Annotated in this window: 11 protein-coding genes and 4 pseudogenes; 9 read left to right on the forward strand and 6 right to left on the reverse strand. The window is 56.2% G+C overall.

Going from position 1 to position 11,350, the window contains the following annotated elements:
• Window positions 1–100 precede the first annotated feature (100 nt).
• From ACTBDU_RS11855 to dolP, 4 genes and pseudogenes are all read left to right on the forward strand, one after another.
• Window positions 101–1,782, forward strand: a pseudogene (locus ACTBDU_RS11855) (penicillin-binding protein activator); the annotation flags it as partial.
• 102 nt (window positions 1,783–1,884) lie between these two features.
• Window positions 1,885–2,046 carry a YraN family protein gene (locus tag ACTBDU_RS11860; protein ID WP_438806586.1) on the forward strand — a complete coding sequence of 54 codons (162 nt, stop codon included), beginning with the start codon at window positions 1,885–1,887 and terminating at the stop codon, window positions 2,044–2,046.
• Between the two features lie 61 nt (window positions 2,047–2,107).
• On the forward strand, window positions 2,108–2,698 hold the full coding sequence (diaA, locus tag ACTBDU_RS11865) for a DnaA initiator-associating protein DiaA (RefSeq protein WP_438806587.1): 591 nt from the start codon (window positions 2,108–2,110) through the stop codon (window positions 2,696–2,698).
• A gap of 9 nt (window positions 2,699–2,707) precedes the next feature.
• Window positions 2,708–3,283 (forward strand): division/outer membrane stress-associated lipid-binding lipoprotein, encoded by a 576-nt coding sequence (gene dolP / locus ACTBDU_RS11870; RefSeq protein WP_438806588.1) that lies wholly within the window; start codon window positions 2,708–2,710, stop codon window positions 3,281–3,283.
• 7 nt (window positions 3,284–3,290) lie between these two features.
• On the opposite strand, the pseudogene mtgA reads toward dolP, so the two are convergent.
• The 5 genes and pseudogenes from mtgA to ACTBDU_RS11895 form a co-directional block, all read right to left on the reverse strand.
• Window positions 3,291–4,010: pseudogene (gene mtgA / locus ACTBDU_RS11875) on the reverse strand (monofunctional biosynthetic peptidoglycan transglycosylase).
• A 15-nt stretch (window positions 4,011–4,025) separates the two neighbouring features.
• Window positions 4,026–4,393 (reverse strand): annotated as a pseudogene (locus tag ACTBDU_RS11880) (isoprenoid biosynthesis glyoxalase ElbB); the annotation flags it as partial.
• Window positions 4,275–5,141 (reverse strand): transporter associated domain-containing protein, encoded by an 867-nt coding sequence (locus tag ACTBDU_RS11885; protein WP_438806589.1) that lies wholly within the window; start codon window positions 5,139–5,141, stop codon window positions 4,275–4,277. The gene ACTBDU_RS11885 and the pseudogene ACTBDU_RS11880, both read right to left, overlap by 119 nt.
• Window positions 5,098–5,610: a CNNM domain-containing protein gene (locus ACTBDU_RS11890; RefSeq protein WP_438806590.1), complete on the reverse strand. Its 513-nt coding sequence runs from the start codon at window positions 5,608–5,610 to the stop codon at window positions 5,098–5,100. Before ACTBDU_RS11890 ends, ACTBDU_RS11885 begins: the two co-directional genes overlap by 44 nt.
• A gap of 26 nt (window positions 5,611–5,636) precedes the next feature.
• A complete protein-coding gene (locus ACTBDU_RS11895) occupies window positions 5,637–6,425 on the reverse strand; it encodes a cytochrome C assembly family protein (protein ID WP_438806591.1) in 789 nt (262 codons plus the stop codon).
• Between the two features lie 165 nt (window positions 6,426–6,590).
• On the opposite strand from ACTBDU_RS11895, the gene ffh reads away from it, so the two are divergent.
• The 5 genes from ffh to rplS all read left to right on the forward strand — a co-directional run bounded on the left by ffh (window position 6,591) and on the right by rplS (window position 10,065).
• Window positions 6,591–7,934: a signal recognition particle protein gene (ffh, locus tag ACTBDU_RS11900; protein WP_438806592.1), complete on the forward strand. Its 1,344-nt coding sequence runs from the start codon at window positions 6,591–6,593 to the stop codon at window positions 7,932–7,934.
• A 112-nt stretch (window positions 7,935–8,046) separates the two neighbouring features.
• On the forward strand, window positions 8,047–8,295 hold the full coding sequence (gene rpsP, locus ACTBDU_RS11905) for a 30S ribosomal protein S16 (RefSeq protein WP_438806596.1): 249 nt from the start codon (window positions 8,047–8,049) through the stop codon (window positions 8,293–8,295).
• A gap of 18 nt (window positions 8,296–8,313) precedes the next feature.
• Entirely contained in the window at window positions 8,314–8,862 is a 549-nt protein-coding gene (rimM, locus tag ACTBDU_RS11910) for a ribosome maturation factor RimM (protein WP_438806593.1), read from the forward strand.
• Window positions 8,863–8,899: 37 nt separating this feature from the next.
• Window positions 8,900–9,655, forward strand: a complete 756-nt coding sequence (gene trmD, locus ACTBDU_RS11915; protein ID WP_438806594.1) for a tRNA (guanosine(37)-N1)-methyltransferase TrmD — start codon at window positions 8,900–8,902, stop codon at window positions 9,653–9,655.
• A 62-nt stretch (window positions 9,656–9,717) separates the two neighbouring features.
• On the forward strand, window positions 9,718–10,065 hold the full coding sequence (rplS, locus tag ACTBDU_RS11920) for a 50S ribosomal protein L19 (RefSeq protein WP_438806595.1): 348 nt from the start codon (window positions 9,718–9,720) through the stop codon (window positions 10,063–10,065).
• Window positions 10,066–10,412: 347 nt separating this feature from the next.
• On the opposite strand, the pseudogene ACTBDU_RS11925 reads toward rplS, so the two are convergent.
• Window positions 10,413–11,350: pseudogene (locus ACTBDU_RS11925) on the reverse strand (IS3 family transposase); the annotation flags it as partial.

Genomic DNA, 11,350 nt, shown 5'->3' on the forward strand with positions numbered 1-11,350 from the left:
CAATGCCAATGCCAATGCCAATGCCAATGCCAATGCCAATGCCAATGCCAATGCCAATGCCAATGCCAATGCCAATGCCAATGCCAATGCCAATGCCAATGCCAATGCCAATGCCAATGCCAATGCCAATGCCGACTATTATTTGCAGCAGATGCAGCAAAAGTAGCAATGATACCAAGACCGACTACCAATTACTCGCCATTCGCGCGCTGATAAAAGAAGGGCGCCCGCCGCAGGCGCAGCAGCAGCTTGCCGCCCTGCCGCCCCAGTTTGATGCGGCGCGCCAGCAAAATATCGATAAAACCTGGCAAACGCTGGTATCTCTCCCGTCCCCGCAGAGCAATCTGGTGATTAACGCCGATGAAAACATACTGCAGGGCTGGCTGGATCTGCTGCGCGTATACCAGGACAATCGCCAGGATCCTACGCTGTTGCAGGCGGCCATCAAAGACTGGCAGACCCGCTATCCGCAAAACCCGGCGGCGAAAACGCTGCCTACACCGCTTAGTCAGGCGCAAAACTACTCCTCGTCCTCGGTGGGGGGCATTGCTTTGCTGCTGCCGCTTAACGGGCAGGCCCAGGTTTTCTCCAACGCGATTCAGCAAGGATTCTCGGCGGCGAAAAACGGCCTGACGACGCAACAAAGCGCGCCGGAACAGGACGCGAGTGCCGCGGGCCAGTCCGCCGATGGCGTTCCCCAGAACGACGGGGCGGCGGGGACAGAGCCGGCCAGCGGCAGCGCCAATCAGAACGGACCGGTGACCCCCCCCGGCACCCGTCCTGACCCCGCTGCATCGGGCGTCGACGGGCAGGCCTCCGCCGCGGACAATGCGCCCCAGGCGACGACCCTTAGCGGGCAGAGCGCCGGCGGCCAACCGTCGGCAGCGCCCTCCGCCGCCAGCGGAGTGCCGGTCAAGGTTTATGATACGTCAAGCCAGCCGCTGCCGGCGCTGCTGGCGCAGGCGCAGCGGGACGGCGCCAGCCTGATAATCAGTCCGTTGCTGAAAAACAACGTTGAGCAGCTGTACAACAATAATGCTGGCGCCGCGTCCGCCGGCACGTTGAATATCCTGGCGCTTAATCAGCCTGAACACCGGCAGGCGCGGCCTAACATCTGTTATTTTGCCCTGTCTCCGGAAGATGAGGCGCGCGATGTAGCCAACCACATCCACCAAGCAGGCTCAGCAGCAACCGCTGCTGCGGCTGGCGTGTGGCGCTCTGGGCGATAGGATAGCGAAAGCGTTTTCCGGCGCCTGGCGTCAGGCAGGCGGCGCCACGGTACTGGAACAGCGCTTCGGCTCCTCCGCCGAGCTGAAACAAAACATTAACAGCGGCGCCGGCATCCCGTTGACCGGCACGCCGTTGGCCGCTGGCGAAGCGCCGGCCAACGCAGCGGTGACGACCATCGCGGGTCTGACTATCTCCGCGCCGCAGGATAATGGCGCGGTCTCGCCGTCCGGCAGCGCCGGCGGCGCTATCGACGCGGTTTATATCATCGCCACCCCTGACGAACTGGCGCTGATTAAGCCCATGATTGATATGCGCGTCAGTTCGCGCGCCCGGCTGGCGCTGCTGTCGCAGATAAGTAGCCAGTTCCGTGGCGATTATTCACTGGTGCGGCTGTACGCCATGGGCATGGATGCCTGGGCGCTGGCTAACCACTTCAGCGAAATGCGGCAGATTTCGGGCTTCCAGGTAGCGGGCGAAACCGGCACGCCATCGGCAATGCCGAATTGCGTGATCAACAGGACGTTGTCATGGCTGAAATACCAGCGGGGCTAGCTGATAACGGCGCAGTTAAGCGGCCGCTCACGTGGCGCACAGGCGTAGCGGTACGCGCGCTGCCGCTTTAAGCAGGCTGGACTCCACTTTGGCGCCGCCAATATGCATATCCGCGGCGGCAAGATTGATTTGATCATGTTGGATCGTTTTACCTGGGTGTTCGTCGAAATCCGCTACCGCCGCCGAAAGCGTCACGCCGTGCAAACGCCGCTGGTTGCCGTTTCGATATTATCGCCATTACCGGAAGCCGGGTTGAATGGCTGAAAGACGCCTTCGGCGCACCGTAATGGCGCCCCATTCATTTTGACTTATCAGGTTGTTAAACGTGCTGGAAAGAATAAAAGGCTGTTTTACCGAGAGTATTCAAACCCAGGTTGCGGCGGCGGAGGCCCTGCCGGACGCCATTGCCCATGCTGCCAACGTGCTGGCGCAGGCGCTGCTCGACGATAAAAAAATCTTATGCTGCGGCAACGGCACCTCCGCCGCGAACGCGCAGCACTTCGCCGCCTGCATGCTGAATCGCTTTGAAGCCGAGCGCCCGAGCCTGCCGGCAATGGCACTGAATGCGGACACCGTCGTCTTGACCGCCATCGCCAACGATCGCCAGCATGACGAAATTTACGCCAAGCAGGTGCGCGCGCTCGGACAGGCCGGCGATGTCCTGCTGGCGATTTCCACCCGCGGCAACAGCCGTGATATCGTGAAAGCCGTCGAAGCTGCCGTCACGCGGGACATGAAAATTATAGCACTGACGGGCTACGACGGCGGCGAATTGGCCGGTTTTCTGGGTCAGCAGGACGTGGAAATCCGCATCCCGTCCCATCGCAGCGCGCGGATCCAGGAGATGCATATGCTCACCGTGAATTGTTTGTGTGATTTGATTGATAATAAGCTGTTTCCTCACCTGGACGATTAAGGAGCCCAGATGAAAATACATACGCCATTACTCCTGCTGTGCACCGCCCTGATGCTGCAAGGATGCGTCGGCGCGGTGGTGGTCGGCACCGCCGCGGTCGCCACCAAAACCGCCATTGATCCCCGCACCGTAGGTACACAAGTCGATGACGGCACCCTTGAAGCACGGGTCACCAACGCGCTGGCTAAAGATCAGCAGTTGAAGAAAGACGCGCACATCGTCAATACCGCCTATCAGGGCAAAGTCCTGCTGACCGGTCAGGCGCCGACCCCCGAGTTTATCGAACGCGCTAAGCAGATTGCGATGGGCGTCGACGGCGCGACCGAGGTGTATAACGAAATACGCCAGGGGCAGCCGGTATCGCTCGGACGCGCGTCCATGGATACCTGGATCACCACCAAAATCCGTTCACAGCTGCTGGCCAGCGACGCTGTCAAGTCGTCCAACGTGAAAGTGACCACCGAGAACGGCGAAGTCTTCCTGTTGGGGCTCGTGACCAATGCCGAAGGCAAAGCCGCGGCCGAAGTGGCCAGTAAAGTGAACGGCGTGAAACACGTTACCACCGCCTTCACCTACTTGCAGTAGCCGCGGTTTAGCGCAGACCGGTCTGCACCAGATGGGCGTCACCGCCCACCTGACGCATCTGGCGCAGGATCCAGCGCTGCCGCTGGCGGACATAGGCGCTGGGCGCGTCGGCGCGCAAACTCAGCGGGTTGGGCAAGCACCGCCGCCAGCAAGGTTGCCTCTTTCGGCGGTCAGCCGGCTAGCGGCTATTAAGAAAATAGCGTTGCGCCGCCGCTTCCACGCCGAAAATGTCCTCGCCAAACTCTGCAATATTTAAATAAACGGTCAGGATGCGTCGCTTGGTTCATACCGCTTCAATCCCGAGCGTCAGCCCGGTTTCCAGCCCTTTACGCAGCCAGCTGCGCCCATTCCACAGCAGCAGATTTTTTGCCGTCTGCTGTGATAGGGTTGACGCCCCACGGATATGCCGTCTGCACGCATTATGATTGAGCGCAGCGCGAATAGCAGTGATATCAAATCCCCAGTGGCGGGAAAATTTCTGATCTTCGGCCGCCATCGGCGACGCAATCAACCGCATCGGCACCTAGCGCGAATGGGCGACATAGTGAAAATCCCCGCTAAGCCAGTGGTCTATCTGCCGCTCCGCCATGACGGCGCTGAACGGGACCGGAACGAAAGCAAATAGCATTACCGCCAGTAGCCACAGCGCCATCAAGGCCAGGCAACCCCGCAATAGCCAGCGCCAGAGGCGCCGCAGCAGGAACGGATGGCTGCTGCGGCGCTCCATGGGATAAATTCCAGCGCGCGCTACGAGCTTATCGATCCCCTTGGCCTCCTCGGCGATGGAGGTTTCCTGCATATATAAGCCGGCATCGTGATGATGTTGTTATCGCCATCTATAACAATGTCGTCCACCGGACACGTCACATGGATAACCCCCATGGCGTCCACCATCTCGGCGGCGTCAACATCGGTGCCCAGCGTTAACCGTAACGGAACAGCGAGTATTTCAGGCAACAGCGCCGGCGTGATACAGATAAAACCCAAAGGTTTACGCTGCAAATGCAGGGCCTGCACCAGTCGCGCCAGCTCGGCATCCACTTTGCAGTCGGCGCCCGTTTGCGCCAGATTGCTGAGATTTTTTGCCACACCGAAGCCGCCAGGGACAATGTGTAGTGGCATACTGAATTTGATAGCTGCCGATATGCGTATGGGTATTGGCCAGCGGAATATCCTCCAGCACCTCCAGCAGCATGCCGTTGATAGTCCGCGCTTCCTCTTCCGGTAGCGACCAGTTAAACGCCTTGTTCAACTCCCGGATACTGGCGCCGCCCTCGATAATCACCGAACCGTCGCTTTGCGGAATGACTTCTCCCGCCAGGCTCGGGGACATGGAGGTTGTGAAATCTCCCACGATCTCCTCAAGAATATCTTCCACCGTCACCAGCCCCTGGATATCGCCGTACTCATTGACGATGCCCACCTTCTCTTTATTGCGCTGGAACTTCACCAGCCGCACATTAAGCGGCGTTCCTTCCGGCACACAATAAATTTCGTCAGCGGCGCGCTGCAGGTTCTCTTTGGTAAATTCCTGCTTTTCTGTCATCAGGCGGTAGGCTTCACGCACCCGCAGCATCCCGATGGGGTCATCAAGATTATCGCGATACAGCACGATACGGCCATGAGGGGAGTGGGTCAGTTGACGAATAATCGACCGCCACTCGTCGTTGATGTTGATGCCGACAATCTCATTGCGCGGCACCATGATGTCGTTAACGGTTACTTTTTCCAAGTCCAGCACGGAAATTGGCATGTCCTGATTGCAACGCGAAATCATCGAGCGGGATTCCGTCACGATGGTGCGCAGCTCTTCCTTACTGAGCGCATCGCGCACGTTGGAAGGGAGCCTGATGCCCATCAGCCGCAATAAGCAGCCGGGTAATCAGATTCAGCAGCCACACTATCGGCAACATCAGTTTTTGCAGCGGCACCAATAGCAGGCTGCTTGGGAATGCGATACGTTCAGGATAGAGCGCCGCCACGGTTTTCGGCAGCACCTCGGCGAACAGCAGCACCACAAAGGTCAAAACGCCGGTGCCGATGGCGACGCCGAGATCGCCGTACAGACGCATCCTGACAATGGTCGCCAGCGCCGACGCAAGAATGTTGACCAGGTTATTGCCAATCAGCACCAGACTCAGCAATTGATCCGTACGCCGCAGCAACTTCTCAACGCGGCGGGGCACCGCGGTTGCCCTGTTTGGCCTGATGACGCAGACGATAGCGTTTAACGTCATCATGCCGGTTTCGGAAGCGAAAAAATAGGCGGAAACCAATACCATGATAATCAGGATGATCAGCAGTGTACTGGTTGAAACATATTTCAAAGTGGGCTTTTCTTATCGGCGTTATCTTACGCCATCACATTTTGCCAGATTCGGCTGCCGAAATAGGCCAGCGTCAACAACAGCACGCCCAGCACGCTGAGCCACACCACCCGGCGGCCGCGCCAGCCCTGCCGGTAATGATTCCATAGTATTACTATATAAACCAGCCAGGCGATGAAAAAGAGTATTGCTTTATGCCGGTTTTCGGCGACAAACCAATCCCGCATAAAGAAAACACCCGTAGCAAGCGTCAGCGTCAACAACAGCACGCCGACCTGCGTGATGTGGAACATTTTACGCTCAATACCCATCAGCGGCGGCATATCGGAATGAAAATTCACCCTTTTGTTTTTCAACAGGTAATCGAGCCAGCTCAATTGGAACGCGTACAGCGCGGCGATAATCAGCACCGCATAGGAAAACAGCGCAAGGCCGATATGCACCATCAAACCGGGCGTTGCTTGCAAGTGGGTAATGAACTCATCCGGCATCAGCGTAATGAACGCCACATGAATCATCGCGAAGATATAGACGATAGGTAATAAGAACCAGCCGCGGTTGCGCGCCACCGCCACTGTCATAATCACGCAAATAATAAGGCTGATCAAGGAGCCCACGTTCAATAAGCTTAGATTCTGCCCCGCCTGCACGCCGAAGATACGCAGCCAGATAAGCACGGCGTGTCCCAACATCGCCACCGTGGCCGACAGCAGGGCCAGCCGGCGATAAGCGCTGCTGCAGCGCAAAATGCTAGGCAAAATCAGGCCAAGGCTTAAAGAGTAGGCAATAAAGGCCAGAAGGGAAATCCAGGACATAGCAGCGCCATCGTCTGACTTAAATAAAAGAGTCGACCAGTATAGCCTTCAGCGCGCCATGCTCCAACCATTGTCGTAAGGGGTGCAGCGATCACGGCCTGCTTCGTGTTATACTGTCGCTAATGATGTCGCGCAAGCGGCCGGACGCCACGTTGAGTAAAAACGATGTTTGACAATTTATCCGATCGATTATCGCGCACGTTGCGCAATATCAGCGACAGAGGCCGCCTGACTGAAGACAATATTAAAGATACCCTGCGGGAAGTCCGCATGGCGCTGCTGGAAGCGGATGTGGCGTTAGCGGTGGTGCGGGATTTTATCAGCCGGATCAAAGAGAGCGCGCTGGGGCAGGAAGTCAATAAAAGCCTGACGCCGGGGCAGGAGTTCGTCAAGATCGTGCGCGCCGAGCTGGTGAACGTCATGGGCGACGAAAACAACGTCCTTAATCTGGCGGCGCAACCGCCGGCGGTCGTGCTGATGGCGGGCTTGCAGGGGGCCGGGAAAACCACGAGCGTCGGCAAGCTCGGCAAATATCTGCGCGAGAAGCAGAAGAAGAAAGTGCTGGTGGCGTCTGCCGACGTCTATCGCCCGGCGGCGATCAAGCAATTGGAAACGCTGGCCGAAACCGTCGGCGTCGATTTCTTCTCATCCGACGCCGGTCAGAAGCCGCTTGACATCGTCAATCAGGCGCTGAATCAGGCCAGGCTCAAGTTCTACGATGTGCTGCTGGTGGATACCGCCGGCCGCCTGCACGTGGATGAAACGATGATGGCAGAAATCATCGCCATTCACACTGCTATCACACCAGTGGAAACCCTGTTTGTGGTTGACGCCATGACCGGGCAGGACGCCGCCAATACCGCCAAAGCGTTTAATCAGGCACTGCCGCTGACCGGGGTTATCCTGACCAAGGTGGACGGCGATACGCGCGGTGGCGCGGCGCTCTCCATCCGGCATATCACCGGTAAACCGATCAAATTCATGGGCGTCGGCGAGAAAACCGATGCGCTGGAGCCGTTTTACCCCGATCGTCTGGCCGGACGTATACTCGGTATGGGTGACGTGTTGTCGCTTCTCGAAGATATTGAGAGCAAAGTCGATCGCGCTCAGGCAGAAAAGCTGGCCAGCAAGCTGAAAAAAGGCGATGGCTTCGACCTCACCGACTTCTTCGACCAGCTCAAGCAGATGCGTAATATGGGCGGTATGGCCAGCATGATGAGCAAGCTGCCGGACAATGTCAAGTCACAGATGGACGATAAAGTCCTGGTGCGCATGGAGGCGATTATCAATTCCATGACCGCCAAAGAGCGCGTCAGCCCGTACATTATTAAAGGTTCGCGCAAGCGTCGTATCGCCGCCGGCTCCGGCATGCAGGTCCAGGACGTCAACCGCTTGCTGAAACAGTTCGACGACATGCAGCGCATGATGAAGAAAATGAAAAAGGGCGGTATGGCGAAAATGATGCGCAATATGAAGGGCATGATCCCGCCCGGCTTCCCCGGACGTTAACTATCGATTGCTTTTTACCCCGAAACGAGTAGAATCCTGGGGCTTTTTATACGGCAAGCGGGCCCGTTCCCCGACAGAGGGCCCGGTTGTTCTATTAACTAAAGAGGATGTTATGGTAACAATTCGTTTGGCACGTGGCGGCGCTAAAAAACGCCCGTTCTATCAAATCGTCGTGACCGACAGCCGCAATGCGCGCGACGGTCGCTTTATTGAACGTATTGGCTTTTTCAACCCGATCGCAACCGGTCAGGCTGAAGGTCTGCGTTTGGATTTGGATCGTATTGAACATTGGGTTGGCCAGGGCGCAACGGTTTCCGAACGCGTTTCCGCGCTGATTAAAGACGTGAAAAAAGCAGCCTAACGCCTGCTGGTGGTGAAAATGAGCAAACAACTCCGTATCGCAGCGCCCGTTGAGCCGATAGTCGTGGGCAAGATGGGCTCGGCGTATGGTATTCGCGGTTGGCTCGGAGTGTTTTCATCCACTGAAGAAACCGAAAGCATTTTTGATTACCAGCCCTGGTTTATCAAAAGGGCAGGTGAGTGGCAGCCGATCGGGCTGGAAAGCTGGAAGCGCCACAATCAGGATCTGATTATCAAGGTCAGGGACATTGAAGACCGGGAAGCGGCCACGCTGCTGACCAATTGCGAAATCGTCGTCGACGCGTCGCAATTGCCGGATCTCGACAGCGGTGAGTATTACTGGAAAGACCTCCTGGGGTGCCAGGTTATCACCGTTGGCGTTTATCAGCTGGGCGAAGTCATTGATTTGATGAAAACCGGCTCGAACGATGTTCTGGTGGTGAAAGCCAACCTGAAAGATGCCTTTGGCATTCAGGAGCGGTTAATTCCGTTCCTCGACGGGCAGGTGATTAAGAACGTCGATCTCGCGACCCACGTCATTGAAGTTGACTGGGATCCGGGCTTTTGACCCCGAACTTGAGGGTGGCGATAGTGGAAGCGGTAGAATGTGGATTGGCGTCATCAGCCTGTTCCCCGAGATGTTCCGTGCCATTACCGACTACGGGGTAACCGGCCGGGCAATGAAGAATGGTCTGCTGAATGTGCAGTGCTGGAGCCCGCGTGATTTTACCCACGACAGGCATCGTACCGTGGACGATCGCCCTTACGGCGGGGGACCGGGAATGCTGATGATGGTGCAGCCCTTGCGGGATGCAATTCACGAGGCAAAAAACAAGGCAGGCGAAGGGGCAAAGATGATTTATCTCTCCCCTCAGGGCCGCCAGCTTGATCAGCAAGGCGTGAGCGAGCTGGCCGCTAACCCGAAGATGATTCTGGTGTGCGGCCGTTACGAAGGTATTGATGAGCGTTTAATCGCCACCGAGATTGATGAAGAATGGTCAATGGGTGATTATGTGCTCAGCGGCGGTGAATTAGCGGCGATGGCGCTGATTGACTCGGTATCCCGGTTCATCCCGGGTGTGCTGGGACATGAGGCCTCCGCGGCGGAGGACTCCTTCGCCAGAGGGCTGCTGGATTGCCCGCACTATACTCGTCCTGAGGTGTTGGCCGGCATGGAGGTACCGTCAATTCTTCTGTCGGGTAATCATGCTGAGATTCGTCGCTGGCGCCTAAAACAGTCTTTGGGCCGTACCTGGCTCAGAAGACCTGAACTTCTGGAAAGCCTAGCTCTGACTGACGAGCAAGCAACGTTGCTGACCGAGTTCCAGCGGGAATATCGGGTAAGGCGACACAATGATTAAAGGGATCGGCCTGATGGCTGGTTAACCTGAACTATCAGTTCACCTAGGTAAGAAACCAAATTATGAGCAACATTATCAAGCAAATTGAACAAAAACAGATGAAGCGGAACGTACCGTCTTTCCGCCCGGGCGACTCGGTGGAAGTCAAGGTATGGGTTGTTGAAGGCAGCAAAAAACGTCTGCAGGCATTCGAGGGTGTGGTTATTGCTATTCGTAACCGCGGTCTGCATTCTGCATTCACTGTTCGCAAAATTTCCAACGGCGAAGGCGTTGAGCGCGTATTCCAAACGCACTCTCCGGTCATCGATAGCATTACCGTAAAACGTCGTGGCGCCGTGCGTCAGGCCAAACTGTATTACCTGCGTGAACGTACCGGTAAAGCAGCGCGTATCAAAGAACGCCTGAACTAAGGTGCGGCTCACGCCTCATCCAAAAGTTAATAACCACACCCAAGGGTTAGGCCGCGGCCTAACCCTTTTTTTTATCATTAAACCGATTAATCTCCCCTTCACTACTTAATCACCGCGCGTTGCATCGGTGAAACCTGGCACGTCCCTGCAGCGTCGTAGCACCGGTTTTGTCATTTAAACGCGCTCGGTTCTCGCTGTGCCAGTGCATTGCAGATGTACTGACGGTTATGTTTGCCGCATCGTGACTAAACGGCAGGTTGCGTTTTTTAGAATCCTAATACATAGAAAAACATGATAGTATAACTAATTGTATTGGAGGCAATTTTATGAATACATCATTGTAGTGGTTAACTAAAACTGGCCACCGCGTTAGCGTTTTTCCAGTGTCTATTTTCTGATTCGTTTGGCGGCAACCCACCGTTATATTTATGCGGCCTGAGTGCGCTGTAATATCCCACGATATACCCGGTAATTTCATAAGCGGCTTCGCTGAAGCTTATGTAGCACGTTACCGGTATCCACTCGTTTTTCAGACTTCTGAAGAAGCGCTCCATCGGACTGTTATCCCGGCAGTTACCCCGCCGACTCATGCTTTGTTTGATCCGGTAACGCCACAGCAACTGTCGGAACTACCTGCTCGTATAGTGGCTACCCTGATCGCTGTGGAACATCACTCCGGCTGGTTTACCACGCGTTTCCCACCCCATTTCCAGTGCTTCGATGGTCAATCTGCTGTCCGGGGAGAACGACATAGCCCAGCCCCCCGGTTTCCTCGCGAACAGATCAAGAACAACCGCAAGGTATGCCCAGCGTTTCCCGGTCCAGATATACGTCACATCGCCGCACCATACTTGGTTTGGCTCCGTTAGAGCGAACTGGCGCTCAAGATAATCCGGGATCGCAACATGCTCCTGACCGCCACGCTTATACCTGTGCGTCGGCTGCTGACAACTAACCAGCCCCAGCTCTTTCATGAGCCTGCCTGCGAGCCAGCCCCCCATCCGGAAGCCTCTCTGGGTTGCCATGGTGGCGATACTTCTCGCGCCAGCTGCACCATGGCTAATACTGTGCAGTTCATGAACCTGACTGCGCAATACCGTTCGCCTGCCGTCTGGCCTATCAGGACGACTTTTCCGTATTTGTAACTGCTGCGATGACCCCTGAACACGTGGCAGAGTGTGGCCACAGGATAATGCGCTCTGAGTTTCCCGATTAACGAGAACTGTTCAGGGAGTCTGACATCAAGAGCGCTGTAGCCTTTTTTAATATTTCGTTTTCCATTTCA

This window comes from Sodalis sp. (in: enterobacteria), from assembly GCF_051710625.1.
In the GTDB taxonomy this organism is placed as follows: Bacteria; Pseudomonadota; Gammaproteobacteria; order Enterobacterales; family Enterobacteriaceae; genus JBPESN01.